Here is a 22,298-nt window from a genome sequence, read left to right on the forward strand (position 1 = left end):
CGAATGGTTACATTCGCTCCGCGCCAGTGCTCGTCCTTCCTAGACTGCAAAGGTTTTCTATCACGCTGAAAAGAAGACAAAGAGCTAAAAGACCCGAAAAAGGGTCTTTTTTTAATTCTCTATACCTCTTGTCACACAATACTATGTAATGTATAGTATAAAGAGTTAGGAGTTGTAAACATGAATGCACAATTAAAAAAAGGATTACTGGAATTTTGTGTACTGGCGGTATTAAAGAAAGGCGATTCCTATGGTTATCAAATCATTAAAGATATGTCCCGTTGTATTGAGATATCAGAATCGACATTGTATCCGATTTTAAAGCGTTTAGAGCAAAACAATTATGTGGAGACATATTCCCAGGAACATAACAGTCGATTAAGAAAATACTACCGCATGACAGAAAGCGGGCGGGAGCATATGGCGCAGTTTTTAGAGGAATGGGATCAGGTGATGGCGATTTACGACTTTATTTCTGGAGGACAGGGCAATGAATAAAAAAGAATTTTTAAGCAGCCTAAAGAAGCATCTGCATCTTCTAGGCGACAAAGATAGTGATCGGTTTATCGAATACTACGATGAAATGATTGAGGATTATCAGGAAGATGGCTACAGTGAACAGGAAGCGGTTCAACAAGTCGGGCAGCCTGCTATGATCGCTGAAGGGATTATGAAGGAACAAGGAATAAAAACCGTTCAGGTGCCGACGTTTGGAGAAAAAGCCACAAGACTCTCCATTCTCATTTTAGGTTTTCCGTTATGGGGCAGTATTCTAGCAACAGTCTTTCTGCTGATTCTTTCTGTGTATATGGTGATTTGGTGTATTCCACTCGTGACAGGTACAGTGACGCTGGTTGGTCTGCTCGGAGGTTTTTGGAGCATCATTGGTTCTCCATTTATCTTTCAGGACGGTTTGCATGTGGTGGTGACGCAGATTGGCGTTGGTATTCTTCTATTAGGTGTCGGATTATTAAGCGGCATAGCCACGGCGTATTTGACAAAGCTATTTGTGCAAATGACTATTCAAACAACTAAGGCATTCATAGGGATGTTTAAAAAGAAGGTCGTGAGAGTATGAACGTGAACGATTTAAAAAAGCAAGTCATCAAATGGGGGATCATCTTCACCGTTGCCGGAGGAATTGTCATGGCAATTGGTTTTGGCATATCAGGCTTTGATCTAGATGCATATCACAACAATGACCAGAGCAACGTGTTCCGCACCATCAATTGGAGCAAGCCATAATAAATGAAAAACCCGCTTATGCGGGTCTTTTTTTCGCTCGGGCCACAAAGAAGAAATAACAGCAAAGTGCGCCTAGATCACAAAGCATAATGATCAGCCCCATTGGAAAGGCCGTTTGGCTTCCGGCTAGTCCGACAAGAGGTGTCATGCAAGCGCCTAGCAGCATTTGCGCCACACCGATCAGTGCAGCTGCACTTCCTGCATGTGCCCCGTGATGCTGCATTGCAAGAGACGGTGCAGAGGTGCCGACAATTCCAACGCTTGATACCACAAAAAAAAGCGGAATGAGAATACCGTACAATCCTGCATCAATCGAGATCATGAAAAATAAAGTGACTCCCCCTACCGCAGCTGTCAGCAATCCAATGCGAAGGACTTTCTCTTCACCGATTTTCGCAGCGACTCGGGCAAATACTTGTCCAGCTGTGATGATCCCAAGACTATTCACCGCAAAGGCCGCACTAAAGCCTTGTGGAGAAAGGTTAAAAATATCCTGGAGCACAAACGGTGAACCGGAAATATAAGCAAACATCGCTGCGAATACAAGACCTTGTGAGAGGGCATATCCAACAAAGAGACGATCACTGGCTAAAATTTTCATCGCGCCTGCAATCTGTTGAAAGCCCCCGGTCTGTCTACGATCCGCAGGTAAGCTTTCTTGCAGTGAAAAGATGGATCTCAGCAGCATCAAAGCCCCGAGAATTCCGAGTAGGACAAATACACCCTGCCATGTCGTGAAGCGTAAAATCTGTCCGCCTGCAATAGGTGCTGCTGCCGGAGCCACCCCGTTGACTAACATCAGCAGTGCAAAGAATTTCGTCATTTCTGATCCTTCATAATGATCTCGCACGATAGCTCGTGCAATGACAATGCCTGCTGAACCAGCAAGTCCTTGAATCAATCTAAGAAGAATGAACATCCAAATCGATGTGACCACTGTACAAAGAAGTGATGCCGCTATAAAGATGATCAAGCCGATCATCAGCGGTTTTCTTCTGCCGATCGTATCGCTGATCGGGCCTGCAATCAGCTGGCCAAGCGCCAGTCCAATGAGACAAGCCATGAGACTTAATTGGGACAACGCCGTACTTGCCTCAAAATCACGAGCAATATGAGGCAATGCAGGTAAATACATATCCATTGCCAGCGGAGCAAGGGCTGTTAAAGATCCGAGCAATGCGGCAAGGAGAAATCGATTTTTTTTCGATTCTTGGGGATAAGATAAAGAACTCATATGATGACAACACTCCTCGTATACTTCCTCAACACAGCATAATGAATCAAGCGTTCCTTTTCAATGAAAAATTTTCAAAGATGTTTCCGTGCAAAATGATTGATCTTTCGAATGAGACTCTTTACATTGAATGAGTAGAGAAAAGAGTAAGGCTATCACATGCAGTGATTGCATGATACGTATATCCACTAATAGAGAGCAGGAGGTGCTGACATGAAGCAGCAAGAGCTAATCATTCGTCAAGCAGTCAAAGAAGATCATGAGGCCATCAGGAACGTGCTGATCAAATCCTATGCACAGTATGCGCCTCAATTTACAGAGGAAGGCTGGCAAGATTATTCTGCCGCGCTTGCAGCAGCTGTAGATAATCCGAACATGGAGCTGATGCTGGTGGCGGAGCTTGACGGCAAGGTTGTGGGGACGCTTCAAATGTTCCGATCATCAGAGCAAGCATATGACAATCCAGAAATGGGCATTACATCAGCCATCGTCCGGTTTTTAGGAGTAGATCCCGATGTGAGGGGAAAAGGGATTGCAGAGTCCTTGCTGCGTAAAAGTATTGAACTAACGCAATCATGGGGCGAAAATGTCCTGTATCTGCATACATCTGATAAAATGCAGGCCGCTATTCGCCTATATGAAAGAATGGGCTTTGAGCGTGCGCTTGATAAAGATTTTGTGAGCTCGAGTGGTACGCATGTCAAGAGCTATCAATATGTGATCAAGAAAGAACAGCCGGCAGGTTCATAATATAACGTGCAGCAAAAGGAAGAGCTTACGTCAATGGGCAGCTCTTCCTTTTTTCAATTTACGCCCACAGTGCCAGCGCCCAATATGATACCCCCCACGAGATGAAACCGAACATGACAAAGAATTTTAACATGCGCTCATAAGGAGACAGCTTTCGTTCTCTCTTCGTTTTCACTAGCTGCCAATAAAGGGCAAAGCTGCAAATCATGAGGATGATTTGTCCAAGCTGTGTAAAGTTTTCAAGAATCGTGATTCCGTTCATTTCTTTTCACCTCATCATTCATCTTCCAGAAGTAAAAGCGCAATCCTTTATTTCTTCAAAAAAAATCGGTGTATACTAGAAAGAAACGAGTGTTAGAGGGAGTTGTGACATATTGTTTTCGCTGCATGCGGATCGTTGGGATGAAGTCATCGAGAGAAAAATCAAATACGATCAAAAAGTTGTGGAACATACCTGTCAGCTGTTAGACGCACAGAAGCAGCAGGCTGTGCTGTTTCACAAGATTGAAGACCCGTTTACGATGAGGGCAGGTGATGGTGCTCTGACCATTCCTAAAGGAAGCTATACGACTGCCTATTATTGGAAGGATCGTCCTTACAACATATATTTCTGGAGAGATGATCAAGGAAAGGAACTAGGGTCTTATCTTAATATGGTGGGAGATACTCAGTTCAACGGCCAGCTGGTCATGTTTGAAGATCTCATTATTGACCTTCTCGTTCTTCCGAATGGTGATGTCTTTGTGCTGGATGAAGATGAATTGCCGGAGAGTTTAGCGGATTTTGAACACGGTTCGGTGCATCGGGCATTAAAGGGCGTGATGGCTTCGTTAGAAAGCATTCTCGATCAAGTGAGGGCAGATGCCGAAGGAAAATATCATCACAGTTTGTTTGAGCCGATGTTGAAATAGAAAAAACGATTCCTCGCTGAAAGGAATCGTTTTTTTTTTGTTAAACCTTAATACGGTTTAATCGTTTTTGTAAATTGGTTTTTGTTTTGGAGGCTTTTAGCTGTTTGACAGCGCTTTGGGCCGCTGCTTTTGTTTTCTTTGTTCGTTTCGCTTCCGCTTTTTTGACCTTTTGTTTAGCGTCTGTCACTTTCTTTTGATAAGCGACTTGTTTTTTGACTTTGTCGAGCCGGTTTTGCAGGCTTGTTTTTTCTTTGCCTTTGTTTAGTTTTTTGATGGCCGTTTGAGCACTTTTAATAGCGCCCTGTGTTTTGTTTTTTTCGGCTGTTTTGACTTTTGCACGTGCCGAGCGGATATCAATGGCTGCTTGGACTTTCTTCACCCGTTCTGTGAGTGCTGTTTTTTGTTTGCTTGCAGTGAGCCGGCCAATTCTTGTTTTGGCTTGATTGACATCTTCCTGCTTTTTAGATGTTTCGGCTTTTTTAACAGCACTGGCCGCAGCCTTTAAAAAGGAGGATTGCGGCACATATTGCACGCGGCCATAGCCGAATTGTGGATCCTTCCCTTTTGCACCAAGATCCACTGTATAGCTGCGCAATAAAGTGCGAAGCTGTGCATTTGTTTTCTTCGGATGAAGCTGCTTTAACAGTGCCAGCATTCCTGTGACATGCGGTGCAGCTTGTGATGTACCCGTTGCATACCAATATTCATTTTTTAAATAAGTGCTGATGACGTTCTGGCCAGGGGCAGAAAATTCAATCCCTTTCCCTGTATTCGAGATAGACGCAAGTTTGTCTTTGTCAGTCGTTGCAGAAACGGCAATGACGCTATTGTAAGCGGCAGGGTAGCTAATATGATTCTTTTTCCCATCATTTCCGCTTGCAGCGACCACAAGCAGTCCTTTTTTATAGGCTTCATCCACTGCTGAACGCAAGATGGGGATATTGTCTTCAAAGCCTAAACTTAAATTAATAATGTCCATCTTGTTGGTAATCGCCCAATCGATGCCTCGAAGCAGACTATATAGATCGCCTTCTCCCTTTTTATCTAACACTTTCACAGCATACAACTTCACACCAGAAGCGACGCCGACTGTTCCATAATCGTTATTAAGCGCACCAATCGTGCCGGCTACATGTGTGCCATGTCCTTCATCATCTTTATAAGAGGATGTGTAGTTCACGAATGATTTACCGCCGGCTACCTTTAAATCCTCGTGTGAGAAAATGCCAGTATCTAAAACGGCTACTTTTACATTTTTACCAGTGACGCCTTCTTTTATTGCTTGCTTTATATTTAGTTTTTGCAGGTTGTAAGATTTTTGTACCAATGCATCCTGATTAGTAGCAGCGGCTGTTTTCTTCACAGTAGAAGCCGCGAGTTTAACCTTTACGTTTTTTGAGACGTAAGCGATGTTTGGGTCTTTTTTTAGTGAGGTGACCGCTTGTTCATCTGCTGTTACAGCGACAGCGGGAAGATGTATGTATTGTGCGTTCACTTTCTCACTTTCATCAATAGCTGTTTGTTTTCCTTTTTGGTTTTTATAGACGATGATAACATCAGTTTCCTTTGATGGTGCAGCTGCTGCCTGTGAATGGAAGGGCAGAGCAGTTGTCAACGCAAGAAAAAAAGCGATGATGACGATTATTTTCCTTTTCAAGACGTGACTCCTCTCATCCGATGATCTCGGTCTTTTTTTCTCTATTATATCGGAGAAAGCAGGGGGATGGGATAGTAGAATTGTCGTCTTGTTGAGAAAGTTATTTTTACTAGTAACCTGAAATTGAAATTCATAGAATTCTAGTAGACAATAGAGACATCAAGATAAGAGAAAGAAGGACATGCTGATGAACGTAAAAGAGTATATGACGTATGATGCGACTGGCTTAGCAGCACTTGTGCGGAATAAGCAGGTAACGGCCGAGGAGCTTATGCAGACTGCATTTGATAGATTGAATGAGGTCAATCCAGAACTAAACGCTGTGATACAGACGAGACAGGCTCAAGTTTTAAAAGATATCAAGGAGTTACATGAGTATCAGCCATTTGCAGGCGTTCCGTTTGTGCTAAAAAATATATCGCAAGGGATTAAAAACGAACCGCTGACAGCAGGCGCTTTGCTGTTAAAGGATGTAAAAGCCAACTCGGATTCGCACTTTGTTGATCGATTGAAGCAGGCTGGTTTTCTCATGATTGGACATACAAATACACCGGAATTCGGTTTAAGAAATGTGACGGAACCTGCGTTACATGGGCCAACGAGAAATCCTTGGAATACGGACTATTCTCCAGGCGGCTCAAGCGGCGGGACAGCAGCAGCTGTTGCAAGCGGCATTGTACCTGCTGGCGGAGCAAGTGATGGCGGTGGTTCCATTCGGATTCCAGCCTCCTTTACCGGTTTGTTCGGTCTTAAGCCCACGCGGGGAAGAACGCCGGTAGGCCCAGGCGCAGGAAGGCAGTGGCAAGGGGCTTCCATCGACTTTACACTCACAAAAACCGTGCGGGACAGTGCAGCCCTTCTTGATCTTCTTCAAGTCATTCAGCCCGAAGCTGCTTTCCAAACGCCGTTATACGATGGCAGCTACCAAGAGGATCTGGCGAAACGTACATCTTCTATGCGAATTGCCTACAGTGTAGAATCTCCAGTTGGCACGAAGGTCAGTGAGGAAGCGAAGCAGGCGGTTCAGCAAACAATGAAATGGCTGAGTGAGCAAGGTCATCAAGTAGAAGAAGCCAAGCCGGAAATTGATGGGGTTCATCTCATGCAGCAATATTACGTGATGAACAGTGGAGAAATGTCTGCGTTATTCACTTCCTTGGCTCGTTCGTTAGGGCGTCCAGTAAAGCCGGAGGAAACGGACATCGTGGCATGGGTGCTGGCGGAGGCTGGCAAGAATGTGACCGCAGCTGCTTATACAGAAAGTCTTGATGCGTGGGATCGGGCTGCTGCACAAATGGCGTCATTTCATCAAACCTACGATCTCTATGTGACACCAGCTACTGCCTATTCGGCTCCAAAGGTTGGTGAGCTTATGCATTCAGATCAGGAAACAGACGCACTTTTACGTGTGTCATCTCTTTCAATGCAAGCACAGCAGGATCTTATTTATGATATGTTCCTCAAGAGCTTGACCTACACCCCATTTACACAGCTTGCCAACTTAACAGGTCAGCCATCAATGAGTGTACCTGTTCATCTCACTAGCGCGGGCATGCCTTTAGGGGTACAGGTGACAGCGCCTAAAGGGAAAGAGGACTGGCTGCTTAGGCTTGCAGCAGAAATGGAGACATCCTCGATTTGGAAAGGAATTAGTCAATTAAATCGATAACGCATGATAAGCGACTTTGGTCTATGGAGGGAAAAGAGTGTCACACGTGAGTACGAAGGATAAAATCATTCAAACGGCAGCACTTCTTTTACGTAAACAGGGATACCATGCGACAGGATTGAATCAAATTATCAGAGAGAGCGGCACACCTAAAGGCTCTCTTTATTATTACTTTCCAAATGGAAAAGAAGAGCTGGCCATTGCATCTGTTGAATACATTAGTCAAAAGGTCATCAATCAAATTGAAGAAGGCTTTGCTTATTCGGATGATCCGTATATTGCCATCGATCGTTTTATGACAAACATCATTCGAGGATTTATGGAGAAAGAAAGTGAAAGAGGGATTCCAATTGTCTTGCTGGCGGCAGAGTCAAAGCCGGAAAACACGCAGCTCCATGCTGCATGCAAACAAGAAATGATCCGCTGGCAGGAGCTTGTAAAAGAAAAGCTAATGAACAGCGGGTATGAAGAAAACAAAGCGGATGAGCTGGCTTCTCTCCTTCACTCAATGGTAATCGGTGGTCTATCGATGACCACTGCACTCAAACAAACGACCCCTTTAGAACACGTAAAAAGTTACCTTAGACACTTATTTATGCGAGAAGAGTAAAATCTCTCGCATATTGTCTATCTATTATATCAATTGGTCTATATAATATAGATAGTCAATTCGTCATGAGGAGTGATGGGATGTCGGAGCAACCGCAATCGATCAAGCAATCCGAAGGTACCTCTTTTTATACCATGTCTGGTTCAGGAAAACTGTATGGGCTGGAGAATCAGCTTGTTCAAATGCTGGCAGAAGCAGATCAAACGAATCAGCTGTTTGAGCTTGCCTTAATCACAGGTGGGAAAGGAGCTTATTTCCCGCTGCACTGTCATGAGCACTTATTTGAAACCATTTTTGTGCTGGAAGGAAAGCTTGAAGTGATGCTGGACGGTAAAAAATACATGGTAACTGCCTTTGATTATATTCATATCCCGCCCAAAACGATTCATGGCTACAGAATGCATAGTCATAAAACAAGATTTATTTCATATACGCTGGGCGGAAAAATGAAAGATGTCTATCAGCAAATTGGGAAGAGGCTTTTTCAGAATGAAAGTTCTATGATGAATCATGCTTTCGATGCAGCCAGTTTTCAGCAGGCTGAAAAAGAAAGCGATATCATCCTGATGCATGGAATCAGAGAACTGTCCAATACAACGAGGCCCTCCGTTTTATTTCATAGTCAGCTCCCTCACGAAATAAAGTCCTATGTATTAGAGGCTGGTGAAGGGAAGCAATACATCATTGATGGTCAGATTCATGAGCTGATTGCAACAGTAGAAACAACAGGGGGCGGATTCAGTCATTTTGTGGTTGAAGGAGCGAAGGAGAAATATTTCCCGCCGCATTATCATCAAGTTCATACTGAAGCGCTCTATTGTGTTGAAGGAAAAATGAACATTCATTTGAATGGAGAAGATATTTGCTTGATGCCGGGTGACTTTGCCTATATCCCGCCTGATACGATTCACTCTTATGAATTTATGTCTCATTCAAATAAAATATTGGTTTTGCTGCTACCAGGAGAAATAGAGCAGGTGTATGAGCAGTTTGAAGAATCTCCAAGACAAAGTATATGTCCCTATTTTATTCAAGAAGGGAATTTCATGTTCAATCGGGAGACTTCAACTCAATATGATTTGTTTTTTGTCGAAAAGGAATAAGTGTGTAACGCGTTACACAACATCATGAGTCTGTCGAAACAATCGACAGGCTTTTTTGTTTTTTGCTTCCACATAAATTTCTCATATGATGAATGAACCATTCATTCAAGGTGAAGCTATGTAAAGATGACTTGAGCTAAAGGAGGAAATGCATGTGAGAGCTGTTACTTATCAAGGGAAAAATAGCATTGCAGTAAAAAAAGTAGATGCACCGTCGATTCAAGATCGAGAAGATGTGATTATACGGATTACATCGACATCAATTTGTGGATCAGATTTACATTTGTATCAGGGGAATTTCCCGCTTCCAATCGGCTATGTGATTGGGCATGAACCAATGGGGATAGTGGAGGAAGTTGGCCCGGATGTCACAGCCGTAAAAAAGGGAGACCGTGTCGTCATTCCATTTACAGTTGCATGTGGTAAATGCCAATATTGCGATCATCACTTAGAAAGCCAATGCGACAACTCAAACCAGCACTACGACTCGGGTGGGCTTTTTGGCTATAGTGAGAAATATGGGAATTATCCCGGAGGACAGGCAGAGTATTTACGCGTACCTTTTGGAAATTACACCCCGTTTAAGATTCCAGAGGATTGTGAGCTGGAGGATGAACAATTGCTGTTCTTATCAGACGTCCTACCAACCGCCTATTGGAGCGTAGAGCACGCAGGTGTGAAAAAAGGCGATACGGTCATCGTGCTAGGCTGCGGACCTGTTGGGTTAATGGCACAGCAATTTGCTTGGCAAAAAGGAGCAGAACGTGTGATAGCCGTCGATTACATCGATTACCGCCTGCGGCATGCAAAACGGATGAGCGGCGTGGAGGTTTTTGACTTTACAGAAGATCCCGACATGGGAGAAACGCTAAAAGAGCTCACCAAGGGCGGGGCCGATGTTGTGATTGATTGTGTGGGAATGGACGGGAAGAAGTCGCCGCTTGAAAAAATTGAGCAAAAGCTCAAGCTGCAAGGCGGAACGATCGGACCCATTCAAATTGCCACAAAAGCCGTTCGCAAATGCGGAACAGTGCAGATGACGGGCGTGTACGGCGGCCTGTACAATATGTTCCCATTAGGTGCTTTTTTCGCAAGAAACGTCACCTTGAAAATGGGCCAAGCCCCTGCTCGAGGATACATGTCAAAGCTCTATCAAAAAGTGACAAGCGGTGAAATCGATCCTAGAGCCATTATCACACACAAATTGCCATTAGATGAAGCTGCTCATGCGTACCACATCTTCAATGATAAACAGGATGATTGTATAAAGGTCGTCTTAAAGCCATAAAAAGAAGGCTTAGGAGTATTCCTAAGCCTCAGCGTGTAGACAAACCCTCGCATTCGGTGTCAGGTCTGCGTGCCGGTGCTCACGAATGTTTAATTCGCTCCGCTCCAGTACTCGTCCTTCCTAGGGCTGCAAAGGTTTTCTATGACGCTGAAAAGAAGACAAAGGGCTTTTAGCCCTTTGTCAAAAATCTAAAGGCTTAGGAGTATTCCTAAGCCTTTAATGTGTGCTCGTCCATCATTTTTTCGATTAATTCAAAAAATGTTTTTTTATCTTCCTCTGAAAGGTGGTTGAACAATTGATTCACAAGCAGCTGGCGATTGTCGATCATTTGTTTAGCAATTTGTTCACCCAATTCAGAGAGTTCAATCCACACAGTCCGGCGGTCATTATTATTTCGAGAGCGGATAATCAGCCCTTCGTCTTCTAAGTGATTGAGAGCGGTTGTTGTTGCAGAGGGAGATAATGAAACTTCCTGAAGAATATTTTTCACAGTACATGATTGATGGCGGTAGATGATACGTAAAATAAATCCTTTAACATTCGTGACGTTTTTCGGAATATTTTCTTCATCTAATTGTTTCGTCGCCTTTAAATACTTTGTCAGTGCATGGTCTAACAAACTTGCCTCTAGCTCGAAATGTTGCATTCTCCATACCTCTTTTCCTATTGCATTCGCATTTTCCGATCAATTACTAGGTCTATCTTATCATAATAATCATCATGATTTAAACCAAAATGGAAGACGGCTATAAAATTACCTATATTATCAATTAATAAAAAGAACAATTCCAAAATGAAATGATTTTACTTTCAGCTGTTTTTATTTTAGAATGTGAATGAGATAAAATCTGCCAACCCAATTCACTGGAAATTGGCTATTGGAAATCAAACGTTTGGAGATGAAGATATTGAATACTTTACAGGCATTACTAAACGACAGAATGGAACGCTCTTCACAAATTGAGGCGGTAACTGGCGGAGGTGTGTCTTATACATTTGAAGAATATGCAAAACGCATCGACCAGCTCGCTCATTACTTACATCAAAAAGGAATTCGAAAAGGTGACCGCGTTTGCTTTATTTGTCAAAACCATCATCACTTTTCAACGATTATGCTGGCAGCCATTAAAGCAGGTGCAGTAGCAGTTCCGCTTAGCTGGCAGCTTACTTCTTTTGAGCTGGAAGGGATTTTGAAAAAAGCAGAGCCAAAGGCTTTATTCTTTGACCGGGAATTCCGTGACATTATTGCTGCGGTGGATGTGTCTTTAGACAACTGTCTCATGGTAGAATCTGGTGTAAATGCGAAAACAACGCAGCTGTTTGAAGACATATTGGCTTCAAATGATGGCAGTGATCTTGCAGAAGAGGTATCAGAAGAGGATCTAGCGATGATCTTATTTACCTCTGGGACAACGGGTAATCCAAAAGGCTGTATGGTCGGACATGGACGAATCTATCAATTTTTAACAAGACGTGGGAATCGAGGATTTGACTTGAAAGGAAAGCGGTACTTAGCGAGTCACCCTCTGTATCATATGAGTTCAATTAATCACCTGATCGCCGCTGCGATTGAAGGATATACGCTTGTCTTCTTACATGATGCAACACCGAAGCGCATTTTAGAAACAATTGAAAAAGAAAGAATTACGTTCATGATGGCTTTCCCTTCAGCTTATACGTACATGCTGGAAGAAATGAAGCGCGGTTCGTATGATCTTTCATCCTTTGAAATTGCGATTTCTGGCGGTACGAAGGTGCCGGTCCGTTTGATTAAGGACTACAAAGAAGCAGGCATTCAGATGATGCATGGCTACGGAAGCACGGAAGCATGGGTTGTCAGTGCGTGGCATCCTGCGATGGGCGAGGATAAAATGGGCTCTGCTGGTAAAGTGGATCCAGATGTAGAAGTGAAAATCGTTCATCCTGAGACAGAGGAAACACTGCCAGCTGGAGAAATTGGCGAAGTCGTCATGAGAAGCCCATTTTATTTCTTAGGCTATTATCATCAGCCTGACGCTACTGCGAAGGTACTCAAAGATGGCTGGTTCCATATGGGGGATGCAGGCTATCTAGACGAAGACGGTTTTCTATTTATCACAGGCAGATACAAAGATGTGATTTTATACGGCGGAGATAATATCTACCCTGATCAAGTAGAAGAAGTCATTGAAAAAATTCCGGGTGTGATTGAATCAGCTGTCATCGGGGTGCCGGACGAATTATATGGTGAAGTGCCAAGTGCATATATCGTAAAAGACGAATCCGCCGATTTCTGCGAAGAAGATGTGGTGAACTATTGTCAGGAACGTTTGGCAGATTACAAAGTGCCATCCATTCATTTCATCAGTGAACTGCCAAAAAACAAGCTTGGTAAAATCATGAAGAAAGATTTACGTGAATTGGTTGTGAATGCTTAGTACCTATTCTGCTATAATGAAATTTGAATGATTTTTTGTTTTTCTAACGTTTTGGAGGGAAAGGGTTTGCGACATATTCTTCGTAAGAAACACATTCACGATTTGTTGGAACAGAGCAGACAGCAAAAGGTAAAGAAAACGCTGGGCGGGCTTGATCTCACGCTTCTTGGTATAGGGGCAGTGATTGGCACAGGAGTTATGGTATTAACTGGAATTACAGCAGCTAAGGATGCAGGACCGGCTGTCATTTTCTCCTTTGCGATTGCAGCCATTGTGTGCAGTTTGGCAGCACTTTGCTATGCAGAAATGGCGTCAGCGCTTCCTGTATTCGGCAGTGCATACATTTATTCATATACAACCATGGGCGAGCTTGTAGGCCATTTGATGGGCTGGACCTTATTATCTGTTTATATGCTGACTGCTTCAGCTGTCGCCAGCGGCTGGTCGAGTTATTTCAACAGCCTGCTTGAGGGATTTGGAATTTCGATTCCGCATCAATTCTTAGCGGGACCAGAGCAAGGCGGATATATGAATCTGCCGGCGATAATCATTGCTTTACTGATTGCGTGGATCTTATCTAGGGGAACGAAGGAAAGTAAAAAATTTAATAATATCATGGTGTTTGTGAAACTCGGTATTATTGTTCTTTTCATTGTAGTAGGCGGCTTTTATGTACAGCCAGCCAATTGGCAGCCATTTATGCCGTTTGGCGCAGAAGGCGTCATTGCCGGTGCTGCTGCTGTATTTTTTGCCTTTTTAGGATTTGATGCGATTTCTGCTTCAGCAGAAGAGGTGAAAAATCCGCAGCGGAACCTGCCAATTGGGATCATAGGTTCATTACTTATTTGTACGGTCATTTACATTGTCGTTTGTTTGGTCATGACAGGTATGGTGCATTATACAAAGCTGAATGTTACAGAAGCTATGTCCTATGTCCTGCAAAGTGTACATCAAAATAGCGTGGCTGGTATTATTTCTGTTGGTGCGGTCATTGGATTGATGGCTGTGATTTTCGCCAATAATTATGCGGCAACTCGAATTGCCTTTGCAATGGGCCGAGACGGACTTTTGCCTAAAGTGTTTTCAAAAACAAACAAAAGCGATACGCCTGTTGCTAGCATATGGATGATTGGCGGAATGACAGCTGTTATTTCAGGCTTTATTGATTTGAAGGATCTGTCCAACTTAGCGAATATCGGTGCGTTATTAACGTTTGCCATGGTCAGTTTATCTGTGCTTATTTTGAGAAAGACACATCAGCAGCTTGAGAGGGGTTTCAGGGTTCCTTTTGTGCCGGTTTTGCCGATTATATCAATGGGCTGCTGCTTGTTCCTTATGCTCAACTTACCAGGCCGGACATGGCTTTACTTTGGGATTTGGCTGTTAATCGGTGTCGTCATGTACGCAGCGTATTCAAACAAACACAGTGAATTAGCGAAATCTTCATGAGAAATAGGTGCAAATCCGTTGACGATTTGTGCCTTTTTTCATACGATTTGGGATAAGCTATAAAAGAGATAATGGACGGAACAAGAGGAGGATGAGGGATATGATTAGTGTTAGTCCTTATATTGTTGTAGATGATGTGAAAGAATCTCTTCAATATTATCAAGGGATTTTTGGTGGGGATATTCAGATATTAAATGAACATCAAGACCGTGTCCTGCATGCTGAATTGCATCTTGGGGAATCACTGCTTCATTTTTCAGATACGTTTGGACGCACGCCAAAGCCAGAGAATCTCAGATTGATCATGCAGTTTGACAATGAAGAAGAACTAAAGGCTGTCTATGAAGCACTGGAAGCTGATGGAGATGTACTGGTTGAATTACAGGATACCTTCTTTGGCGCACTTCACGGACAAGTACAGGACCGGAAAAATGGGTTGATCTGGGTTCTGAATTATATGAAATAGACTAAGACCTTCACCATTGTGAAGGTTTTTTTGTGAGTGTTTTTATTTTCTGAAAAATGGAAAATATGCTATGTTGGAAGAATAAAAGGACAAGGAGAAGGGTGGCAAAGGAATGGAACAAATTGAGTTTCAATCAATCCAAACAAATGGTGTAACACTTCATACAGCAATGGCTGGACCTGAAAATGGCCCGCTGCTTGTGCTGCTCCACGGGTTTCCTGAGTTTTGGTACGGCTGGAAAAATCAAATCATCCCCTTGGCTGAGGCGGGCTATCGTGTTGTCGTTCCTGATCAAAGAGGCTACCATCTAAGTGACAAGCCAGAAGGAGTCGAATCCTACGTATTAGATCAACTGAGAGATGATATTGTGGGTTTGATCAAGACGCTGAGCCCGAACCAAAAGGCGATTGTTGGCGGACATGACTGGGGCGGGGCTGTTGCTTGGCATTTGGCTTCGACCCGTTCTCAATATGTCGAGAAATTAATCATTGTGAATATGCCGCATCCGCGGGTGATGATGAGGGTTCTTCCTTTTTATCCGCCGCAGTGGAAGAAAAGCTCTTATATCGCTTTTTTTCAGCTCCCAAATGTTCCAGAGGCAGCACTTCAAGAAAATCACTTTCAAAAGCTGGATGAAGCCATTGGGCTAACGGCAAGACCACATTTGTTTACTAAGGAAGATGTCTCAAGCTACAAGCTCGCTTGGACACAGCCAGGCGCCTTGACCTCAATGCTGAATTGGTACCGAGCCATTAAAAAAGGCGGCTTTGAAAAGCCAATTTCCAAACGAATTCTCGTTCCTGTTCGCATGATCTGGGGGATGGAGGACAAATTTTTAAGCAGAAAGCTGGCGAAGGAAACGATTAAGATCTGTCCAAATGGCCAGCTGATCTTTGTCGATGATGCCTCTCATTGGATCAATCATGAAAAACCAGACGTCGTCAACAAACTTATACTTGAATTTTGACATAAAGAAAAAAGCTCTGATCAGTTGACCAGAGCTTTTTTGATTTATCCGATTTGATTCTTTTTCAATGCAGCAGGTTCGTCGTCCCAGCATTCAATTTTCTCATTGTTTGGAACGGCATTTTTATAGAAAACAGGATCTTTGCCTTCTTTTTTCTGTCTCGTGTAATCCTTCAGTGCTGCGAAGGCGACCTTAGACAGCATGGTAATGGCGATGAGGTTGACGATGACCATGAGTCCCATAAAGAGATCGGCTAGACCCCAAACGAGAGGAACAGTGGCAACCGCACCGAACAGAACCATTCCAATAACGGCAATTCGATAGATGTTAAGCCAAATTTTGTTCGCTCCAAGAAATTCAATGTTCGTTTCCCCATAGTAATAGTTACCGATCAATGTACTAAACGCGAATAGGAAAATCATGATGGCAAGGAAGCCAGAGGCCCATGGTCCAATGTGCTGACTGAGAGAAGCCTGTGTTAATTCAATTCCTTGCAGATTTGTTGTTTTATACGCATCAGAAAACAGGACAAGGAAGGCTGTGCTTGTACAAATAATTAACGTATCTGTTAACACGCCGAATGCTTGAATTAATCCTTGTTTAACAGGGTGGCTCGTTACAGCCGTTGCTGCTGCGTTAGGTGCACTACCCATACCAGCTTCATTTGAGAAGAGACCGCGTTTAATCCCTTGTAATAAAGCACCGCCCAGCGTACCGCCAGCGAACTGTTCAAACCCGAAGGCGTGTTTCACAATCGTGCTGATGACACCAGGAAGTTCCGTGATATTTGTGACAATGACAAAGAACGCAATACCGATGTAGGCAACTGCAAGCACAACCACAATGTATTCAGAAGCTTTTGCAATCGCCTGGATGCCTTTGAAAATGATCGCTGCAAAAATGACTGCCATCACAATACCGACTGTTAAACGGTCTAAACCAAAGGAATTTTTAAAAGCGACAGTGATCGTATTGGATTGAACCGCGTTAAAGACGATTCCAAAAGAAATCGTAATCAGGATCGCAAATAAAATCCCCATCCAGCGCTTGTTTAACCCTTTTTCCATGTAATAAGCGGGTCCACCGCGGAAGCCTGTTTTGTCTTTTACTTTATATACTTGAGCTAGTGTACTTTCAACGAAACTTGAAGCGGATCCGATAATGGCTACGATCCACATCCAAAAGATGGCACCAGGGCCACCAATGGCAATAGCGATAGCAATCCCTGTGATATTCCCTGTCCCTACGCGTGCTGCCATACTGATGGCGAATGCTTGGAACGGTGATATTCCCTCTTTTTCTTTTCTTCCTTCTTTCAGGACACGCAGCATTTCTTTAATCATTCTCACTTGCAGGAAGCGTGTTCTATATGTGAAGTACACCCCAACACCAAGTAACAGAGCAATCACAATATAAGTCCAAATAAAATCATTTGTATGTGTTAAATAAGATAGCAAAGCTTTTTCGTTCATAACATCACCTCTTCGAATTCATCACTGTTCTTTTTAAAAAATACTGAGATCCCACTCTTTAGCGAGCTTTTTCAGCATCATGACACCGGTAATACTATTTCCACAATCGTCAATGGCAGGACCGTAAATGCCAATGCCACAGCCTGTCTGAAACGGGAACTCTCTTCTTGCGCTTGGCGGAACGCAAGCCATAATTCCTCCAGACACACCACTTTTGGCTGGAACGCCTACGAAAGCTGCAAAATTCCCAGACGCATTATACATGCCGCATGTCAGCATCAATGCCTTTGTTAGTCTGGCGATATCTTTTGGGATGACTTGGACTTGTTTAAAGGGATGGTAACCATCACTTGATATAATCAGTCCAATCAAGGCGATGTCCTCTGTTGTGACCTCGATGGAACATTGCTTTAAATACACTTCTAACGTGTCCTCGACATCCGATTCTAAATAATTGGTTTCTTTTAAATAATAAGCAAGTGCCCGATTTCGATGTGCAGTTGCCCATTCTGATTGATAAACTTCTTCATTAACAGAAGGACGCTTACCTATTAAGTTTTCGATTAAATCGAAAATATATGCTAGCTTTTCTGTAGAAGTCTTTCCGGGAAGGATGGAGGATACGGTAATAGCTCCAGCATTAATCATTGGATTAAAGGGCTTCCCTGGTTTATGCATCTCAAGACGGTAGATGGAATTAAATGCATCACCAGTTGGCTCTACATCTACCCGATCCAAGACGTAAGGTACGCCTCTTCCTAAACAGGCAGCTATAAAGCTGATGACTTTTGAGATACTTTGCAGGGTAAAGGGAACGTCCCAATCACCATATCGTACAGATGATCCATCTGGGCCTATCACGCTGATACCAAGTTGAGAGGAATTCACTTTTCCGAGTGCTGGAATGTAGCCAGCATTCTGCCCGTTCTTGTAATACGGACGTATTTCTTCTGCCCATTGATCAACAGAAGACTGGCATGCGTGTTGTGTATTATTAGAAATTGCTGTTTTCATACGATTCCTCCAATCAAAAATCAAAAAGTACCCTATTGAATTGGCGGATGACAAAAAATGCGATCAAATAGGCACGAAAACATGTTACACATCTTCAAAGAACTTGTCATGCGCTGCTTGCACCACTCCTTTACACCTAAATATATGTACAAATGAAGGCATTGTCGGCGGAAAAACAAAAAGGGTTTTTAGCGAAAATTCAGAAAACGCTTACATCTAGTTTCACTAAAATTGTTCATTCAATTTATCTTGGAAACTACACAATCTGACGTAAATCTACAGAAAAACTTACAAATAAAAATCTGTCTGTCGACTATTGTCTAAACAATTCCTATTATTGTCGTCAATGATCAAAACACTGAATAGCTGAAAGGTCACCTTGCTGCCCCGGAGAATAGTCATAAAAAAGGATTTTGGAGATAAAAAGAGCGGTGAAAATTATTTTTTTGCACATTGTGGAGAAAAGAGTCTCCTTGTATACTGTGGCTATGCAAACAGGGGAAGGGATGTCAGTCATTTGAGTTTAAATCAGCTTGTCAAAAAGGACGCATTCATTTTAATTTTTATGATGGTCATTGTGCCGCTTGCAGGAGAGCTGAAGTTTTATCCTGTGAATGAGACGTTTCGCATCAGCTTTGGTGCGCCTGCGTTTTTCTTTTGTTTATTACTTTTAAGAACATCTAGACCGCTATTGCCGGGATTTTTAACAGGCGCAGCCATTGTGCTTTTTCGAGTTGGTTTAGATCTGATTCAGCAGAATGCTGATTTGATGACATCATTGTATCAGCAATTCCCAAGTTTCTTTTTCTATTTTACTTATGCTTTCTTGTTTTTTGCCGTCCGTACGGGACGCTTTAAACAGCGCTCAATTTTCATTGGAATCATCGGACTAATGATCGAATTAGTTGCTGATTTTGTCGAGCTGTTTGTACAATTTTTAGTGTTTGATACAACAATGACTTTATCAAAGCTGAGCGATATGTTCCTCATTGCGTTTGCTCACAGCTTTGTTGTGATCAGTTTTTTTAATATGATGAAGCTGTATGAGGCACAATCAAGAGAGAAGCAGATCATGAAACAAAATGAGCATATGATGATGGTCATTTCAAATTTATATGAAGAAACGGTGCACTTAAAGAAAACATTAAAACATACAGAGCATATTACGCAGGAATCATACCGGCTTTATCGTCTGCTGCATGAACACGAAGCAGGGAAAAAAGTGAGTCAGGAGCTGTTAAAGCTCGCAGGAGAAATTCATGAAGTGAAAAAGGACAATCAGCGCATTTATGCTGGGCTTTCAAAGCTGATTTCGAAGGAAAATATGCAAGATTACATGAAGGCGGAAGAGCTCATTCAAATTGTGATCCGTATTCAAGAGAAGTATGCTCTATCTCTTGGGAAAAACATCTCCTTTACCTCTGATATAAGGGGCATTCATCTGCATGATTATCATGTGTTTATTTTCTTATCGCTGATTAATAATTTAATGGCCAATGCAGTGGAAGCTATAAAGGATACCGGCATGATCTCACTCGAATTGAAAGGAAGTCATGATAAAATAGAGATTCGGATTGAAGATGATGGACCGGGGATTCCTAAAAAAATGAGAGAGATTGTGTTTGATCCAGGCTATACTTCTAAATTTGATGCATTTGGGACACCGTCTACTGGGATAGGTTTATCCTATGTGAGAGAGCTGGTTCAAGAGCTAGGCGGTCATATTCAAATCGAAGCAAAAGAAATAAAAGGTACAGCTTTTCTGCTTGTCCTTCCTATACAAAATTTAATACAGAGAGGGTGAGTGTATGCGATTCTTCATTGCAGATGATGATCGTGCAATACGCTCGATTTTAGGTCAAATCATAGAGGATGAGGATTTGGGAGAGGTCGTAGATGAAGCGGGTGACGGAGTTGGATTAGAGGCACATTCACTGAACCTCAAGAAAGTAGACATCCTTTTGATTGATCTTTTAATGCCTGCTAGAGATGGCATTCAAACCATCCGCCATATTCACCCTGAATTCAAAGGCAAGGTCATTATGATTTCCCAAGTAGAGGCGAAAGAGATGATGGCAGAAGCCTATGAACTGGGGATTGAATATTATATCCATAAGCCTGTCAATCGCATTGAAATCGTCAGTGTGATTCGAAAAGTCATGGAGCGTATCAAACTGGAAAAATCGATTTACGATATACAAGCCTCCCTTCGCCACGTACTGCCATTAGAGCCTGTGTTTTCTCAAGGTGCCGGCGCTGGAGCGAAGAGAAGAACGATGAAAGAGGCAGGGGAATTCCTCTTATCTGAGCTCGGAATTGTCGGTGAGAACGGCTCTAAGGATCTACTGGAGATACTTCTCTATTTACATGAAACTCAGTCAGCCAATTCTCATGAGGTCAATTTCCCGCCGCTAAAGCAGCTGTTTATCAAAACCGCAGAAAGAAAGCTGGATCATGGTGCAACCGATGTAGAGGTGATGCGGGAAGTGAAAGCGGCGGAGCAGCGGATTAGACGCGCTATTCATCATTCCTTGAATCATTTTGCCTCACTAGGATTAACAGATTTCTCAAATCCTAAGTTCGAGCACTACGCGTCGAAGTTTTTCGATTTTACCGATGTCAGCCAAAGAATGAAAGAAATGCAGAAGACATCTTCTCCCGCAGGATCAACGGGCAGAGTCAATACAAAAAAATTCGTTCAAATCTTTTATTTTGAAGCAAAGCAGTTATTCGAAGAAATGAGCTGAGGAAAATCTGTTGGTATGATTGGAGAAAATAAACAGAGAAAGTCTGTCTTTCCTATGATCTGTCTTGATCTTCAGGTGTCTTTATGATTTATCTGATCATTCTGATTTTTCTTTTTTCTTGAAAATAAAACCCTCCTGTACAATCGTTTGTTAAAATAGTGAGGTTAGACTAGAATGTCGGAGGTTTTATTTTGGGAAAAATTAAACGAAATGCGCTCTGCCCATGCGGAAGCGGAAAAAAATATAAACATTGCTGTGGTCAAAAATCAGGCGGAGAACAAACGTCTGAGCTTGTGTTTAAGGAAGCTGTACAAGTTCAAAAGGATTTAATGAATTATGCTTTTTCTAAACATCAAAGAGCGATCAATCAATTCATTAATGAGTTTTCTTTCCTTGCAGATATGGATAAAGAAACGCAACAAATCTCAGTTTTTCATTTGAGTGTATGGGGCATCTTTTTCCGTCCATTAACTGATCAGAAAGAAACCATTTTCCAAGAATTCCTGACAAAGAAAGCAGAAGATATTACCCGTCCGAAAACAAGACAAGTGGTCCAATCTTGGACAGACATGGAGCCATCTTTGCTTTTATTAAATGAAAAAACGGACGAGTCTCTTTACTTTGAAAATATGGTAACAGCTGAGAAGGTTGAAGTAGATGTAAAACCGGATCAAACGGTACTGCCTGAAAAGGGAAGTCTCGTTCTTGGTTTTCCTGTTCAATTTGAAGAAAAAGCAGAGTTTTTCATTCAATATACGATGTTTGCGAAAGAGTTCACAGATACTCTTCTTCTTCAGGTCCGCCAACTTGTTGACGCATATGAAGCAAATGGAGGAGCGCGCAGCACATTTATGAGAGAATCATTCCCTGATGTGCTGAAGTGTATGTTTGCGAAGCAAGAAGTAGAAGAATCAGAAACACCTGCTCAAACAGAAGGCGATGCAGGTCTATCAGCAGATCGTATGGACTGGGCAAGTGACGTTCAGTTGGAAACAGCTAAGCTGATTGAAGACGGAATGAAGGAGCATGGTGACCAAAGCCTGACAGATGGTGCTTTAACGGTTTGGAAAGCCTACTGTGATCAGAAATCACCTGTGATCCGTAAAGCAGCGTCATTTGCTGCAGGAATCGAATACTATATTCATTCACTTGCAAGCGATGCTCCGCTTTCTCAAGCACAAGTAGCGAAGAAGTATGGCATTAGTGCGTCGACTGTATCGAGCCGTTTTAAAGATATCGAAAAAGCGGTGAAAGAAGAGCAAGAGGCGACAGTATAATCTAAAAAAGACGCGGCACCTT

General features: G+C 42.7%; 22 protein-coding genes. 16 read left to right on the forward strand and 6 right to left on the reverse strand.

All coding sequences use genetic code 11. The annotated features are described in order from the left end of the window. Positions 1–180: 180 nt before the first annotated feature. Genes QSJ46_RS05540 through QSJ46_RS05550 form a run of 3 tightly spaced genes read left to right on the forward strand, consistent with a single transcriptional unit; the run spans position 181 to position 1,245 of the window. Positions 181–498 (forward strand): PadR family transcriptional regulator, encoded by a 318-nt coding sequence (locus tag QSJ46_RS05540; RefSeq protein WP_039176181.1) that lies wholly within the window; start codon positions 181–183, stop codon positions 496–498. Beyond that, positions 491–1,078: a DUF1700 domain-containing protein gene (locus QSJ46_RS05545; RefSeq protein ID WP_047203429.1), complete on the forward strand. Its 588-nt coding sequence runs from the start codon at positions 491–493 to the stop codon at positions 1,076–1,078. The genes QSJ46_RS05540 and QSJ46_RS05545 overlap by 8 nt, the downstream gene beginning before the upstream one ends. Continuing rightward, entirely contained in the window at positions 1,075–1,245 is a 171-nt protein-coding gene (locus QSJ46_RS05550) for a hypothetical protein (RefSeq protein WP_165585035.1), read from the forward strand. Before QSJ46_RS05545 ends, QSJ46_RS05550 begins: the two co-directional genes overlap by 4 nt. 16 nt (positions 1,246–1,261) lie before the next feature. Here the strand turns inward: QSJ46_RS05550 and QSJ46_RS05555 are convergent, their stop codons facing one another. Then, positions 1,262–2,479 (reverse strand): multidrug effflux MFS transporter, encoded by a 1,218-nt coding sequence (locus QSJ46_RS05555; RefSeq protein WP_047203430.1) that lies wholly within the window; start codon positions 2,477–2,479, stop codon positions 1,262–1,264. Positions 2,480–2,692: 213 nt separating this feature from the next. Here QSJ46_RS05555 and QSJ46_RS05560 point away from each other — a divergent pair, with 213 nt between their 5' ends. Then, positions 2,693–3,229 (forward strand): GNAT family N-acetyltransferase, encoded by a 537-nt coding sequence (locus QSJ46_RS05560; protein ID WP_041088867.1) that lies wholly within the window; start codon positions 2,693–2,695, stop codon positions 3,227–3,229. A gap of 58 nt (positions 3,230–3,287) precedes the next feature. Here the strand turns inward: QSJ46_RS05560 and QSJ46_RS05565 are convergent, their stop codons facing one another. Next, the gene (locus QSJ46_RS05565; protein ID WP_285604422.1) at positions 3,288–3,491 is read right to left on the reverse strand and encodes a hypothetical protein; all 204 of its coding nucleotides are present in this window, start codon (positions 3,489–3,491) and stop codon (positions 3,288–3,290) included. Between the two features lie 112 nt (positions 3,492–3,603). Here QSJ46_RS05565 and QSJ46_RS05570 point away from each other — a divergent pair, with 112 nt between their 5' ends. After that, the gene (locus QSJ46_RS05570) at positions 3,604–4,140 is read left to right on the forward strand and encodes a ribonuclease FAU-1 family protein (protein WP_058837252.1); all 537 of its coding nucleotides are present in this window, start codon (positions 3,604–3,606) and stop codon (positions 4,138–4,140) included. A 40-nt stretch (positions 4,141–4,180) separates the two neighbouring features. Here the strand turns inward: QSJ46_RS05570 and QSJ46_RS05575 are convergent, their stop codons facing one another. Then, positions 4,181–5,797: a S8 family peptidase gene (locus tag QSJ46_RS05575; protein WP_107163929.1), complete on the reverse strand. Its 1,617-nt coding sequence runs from the start codon at positions 5,795–5,797 to the stop codon at positions 4,181–4,183. A gap of 187 nt (positions 5,798–5,984) precedes the next feature. Here QSJ46_RS05575 and QSJ46_RS05580 point away from each other — a divergent pair, with 187 nt between their 5' ends. The 4 genes from QSJ46_RS05580 (at position 5,985) to QSJ46_RS05595 (ending at position 10,467) form a co-directional block, all read left to right on the forward strand. Beyond that, positions 5,985–7,466 carry an amidase gene (locus QSJ46_RS05580; RefSeq protein WP_285604423.1) on the forward strand — a complete coding sequence of 494 codons (1,482 nt, stop codon included), beginning with the start codon at positions 5,985–5,987 and terminating at the stop codon, positions 7,464–7,466. A 37-nt stretch (positions 7,467–7,503) separates the two neighbouring features. After that, positions 7,504–8,076 carry a TetR/AcrR family transcriptional regulator gene (locus tag QSJ46_RS05585; RefSeq protein ID WP_224930128.1) on the forward strand — a complete coding sequence of 191 codons (573 nt, stop codon included), beginning with the start codon at positions 7,504–7,506 and terminating at the stop codon, positions 8,074–8,076. An 80-nt stretch (positions 8,077–8,156) separates the two neighbouring features. Then, positions 8,157–9,179, forward strand: a complete 1,023-nt coding sequence (locus QSJ46_RS05590) for a quercetin 2,3-dioxygenase (RefSeq protein WP_285604424.1) — start codon at positions 8,157–8,159, stop codon at positions 9,177–9,179. A 154-nt stretch (positions 9,180–9,333) separates the two neighbouring features. Then, the gene (locus QSJ46_RS05595) at positions 9,334–10,467 is read left to right on the forward strand and encodes a zinc-dependent alcohol dehydrogenase (RefSeq protein WP_285604425.1); all 1,134 of its coding nucleotides are present in this window, start codon (positions 9,334–9,336) and stop codon (positions 10,465–10,467) included. A gap of 208 nt (positions 10,468–10,675) precedes the next feature. Here the strand turns inward: QSJ46_RS05595 and QSJ46_RS05600 are convergent, their stop codons facing one another. Beyond that, complete coding sequence (locus QSJ46_RS05600; RefSeq protein ID WP_039176203.1) at positions 10,676–11,113, reverse strand: MarR family winged helix-turn-helix transcriptional regulator; 438 nt, start codon at positions 11,111–11,113, stop codon at positions 10,676–10,678. A gap of 262 nt (positions 11,114–11,375) precedes the next feature. On the opposite strand from QSJ46_RS05600, the gene QSJ46_RS05605 reads away from it, so the two are divergent. The 4 genes from QSJ46_RS05605 (at position 11,376) to QSJ46_RS05620 (ending at position 15,766) form a co-directional block, all read left to right on the forward strand. Continuing rightward, the gene (locus QSJ46_RS05605) at positions 11,376–12,884 is read left to right on the forward strand and encodes a class I adenylate-forming enzyme family protein (RefSeq protein ID WP_047203436.1); all 1,509 of its coding nucleotides are present in this window, start codon (positions 11,376–11,378) and stop codon (positions 12,882–12,884) included. 66 nt (positions 12,885–12,950) lie between these two features. Then, entirely contained in the window at positions 12,951–14,333 is a 1,383-nt protein-coding gene (locus QSJ46_RS05610; RefSeq protein WP_047203437.1) for an amino acid permease, read from the forward strand. A 100-nt stretch (positions 14,334–14,433) separates the two neighbouring features. Next, complete coding sequence (locus QSJ46_RS05615) at positions 14,434–14,799, forward strand: VOC family protein (protein WP_039176211.1); 366 nt, start codon at positions 14,434–14,436, stop codon at positions 14,797–14,799. Between the two features lie 112 nt (positions 14,800–14,911). Further along, a complete protein-coding gene (locus QSJ46_RS05620; protein ID WP_285604426.1) occupies positions 14,912–15,766 on the forward strand; it encodes an alpha/beta fold hydrolase in 855 nt (284 codons plus the stop codon). Positions 15,767–15,810: 44 nt separating this feature from the next. Here QSJ46_RS05620 and QSJ46_RS05625 read toward each other — a convergent pair whose 3' ends face one another. Continuing rightward, a complete protein-coding gene (locus QSJ46_RS05625; RefSeq protein WP_024427211.1) occupies positions 15,811–17,238 on the reverse strand; it encodes an alanine/glycine:cation symporter family protein in 1,428 nt (475 codons plus the stop codon). Between the two features lie 33 nt (positions 17,239–17,271). Then, complete coding sequence (locus tag QSJ46_RS05630; protein ID WP_008342152.1) at positions 17,272–18,252, reverse strand: glutaminase; 981 nt, start codon at positions 18,250–18,252, stop codon at positions 17,272–17,274. A gap of 517 nt (positions 18,253–18,769) precedes the next feature. On the opposite strand from QSJ46_RS05630, the gene QSJ46_RS05635 reads away from it, so the two are divergent. The 3 genes from QSJ46_RS05635 to QSJ46_RS05645 all read left to right on the forward strand — a co-directional run bounded on the left by QSJ46_RS05635 (position 18,770) and on the right by QSJ46_RS05645 (position 22,276). Next, positions 18,770–20,056, forward strand: coding sequence for an ATP-binding protein (locus QSJ46_RS05635; protein WP_269773291.1), 1,287 nt, complete (start codon positions 18,770–18,772; stop codon positions 20,054–20,056). Between the two features lie 4 nt (positions 20,057–20,060). Next, a complete protein-coding gene (locus QSJ46_RS05640; RefSeq protein ID WP_039176221.1) occupies positions 20,061–20,999 on the forward strand; it encodes a response regulator in 939 nt (312 codons plus the stop codon). A gap of 191 nt (positions 21,000–21,190) precedes the next feature. Then, the gene (locus QSJ46_RS05645; protein ID WP_025092766.1) at positions 21,191–22,276 is read left to right on the forward strand and encodes an SEC-C metal-binding domain-containing protein; all 1,086 of its coding nucleotides are present in this window, start codon (positions 21,191–21,193) and stop codon (positions 22,274–22,276) included. The last annotated feature ends 22 nt before the right edge of the window (positions 22,277–22,298 follow it).

Origin of the sequence: Bacillus sp. YKCMOAS1 (genome assembly GCF_030268125.1) — a bacterium.
GTDB classification, from domain to species: domain Bacteria; phylum Bacillota; class Bacilli; order Bacillales; family Bacillaceae; genus Bacillus; species Bacillus safensis.

What these genes read in the sequence shown, in the direction of transcription:
- QSJ46_RS05555 (WP_047203430.1), bottom strand. Translation starts at nt 2,479, where the DNA reads ATGAGTTCTTTATCTTATCCCCAAGAATCGAAAAAAAATCGATTTCTC.
- QSJ46_RS05630 (WP_008342152.1), bottom strand. Translation starts at nt 18,252, where the DNA reads ATGAAAACAGCAATTTCTAATAATACACAACACGCATGCCAGTCTTCT.
- QSJ46_RS05545 (WP_047203429.1), top strand. Translation starts at nt 491, where the DNA reads ATGAATAAAAAAGAATTTTTAAGCAGCCTAAAGAAGCATCTGCATCTT.
- QSJ46_RS05640 (WP_039176221.1), top strand. Translation starts at nt 20,061, where the DNA reads ATGCGATTCTTCATTGCAGATGATGATCGTGCAATACGCTCGATTTTA.
- QSJ46_RS05620 (WP_285604426.1), top strand. Translation starts at nt 14,912, where the DNA reads ATGGAACAAATTGAGTTTCAATCAATCCAAACAAATGGTGTAACACTT.
- QSJ46_RS05550 (WP_165585035.1), top strand. Translation starts at nt 1,075, where the DNA reads ATGAACGTGAACGATTTAAAAAAGCAAGTCATCAAATGGGGGATCATC.
- QSJ46_RS05580 (WP_285604423.1), top strand. Translation starts at nt 5,985, where the DNA reads ATGAACGTAAAAGAGTATATGACGTATGATGCGACTGGCTTAGCAGCA.
- QSJ46_RS05625 (WP_024427211.1), bottom strand. Translation starts at nt 17,238, where the DNA reads ATGAACGAAAAAGCTTTGCTATCTTATTTAACACATACAAATGATTTT.
- QSJ46_RS05540 (WP_039176181.1), top strand. Translation starts at nt 181, where the DNA reads ATGAATGCACAATTAAAAAAAGGATTACTGGAATTTTGTGTACTGGCG.
- QSJ46_RS05565 (WP_285604422.1), bottom strand. Translation starts at nt 3,491, where the DNA reads ATGAACGGAATCACGATTCTTGAAAACTTTACACAGCTTGGACAAATC.
- QSJ46_RS05600 (WP_039176203.1), bottom strand. Translation starts at nt 11,113, where the DNA reads ATGCAACATTTCGAGCTAGAGGCAAGTTTGTTAGACCATGCACTGACA.
- QSJ46_RS05615 (WP_039176211.1), top strand. Translation starts at nt 14,434, where the DNA reads ATGATTAGTGTTAGTCCTTATATTGTTGTAGATGATGTGAAAGAATCT.
- QSJ46_RS05560 (WP_041088867.1), top strand. Translation starts at nt 2,693, where the DNA reads ATGAAGCAGCAAGAGCTAATCATTCGTCAAGCAGTCAAAGAAGATCAT.
- QSJ46_RS05590 (WP_285604424.1), top strand. Translation starts at nt 8,157, where the DNA reads ATGTCGGAGCAACCGCAATCGATCAAGCAATCCGAAGGTACCTCTTTT.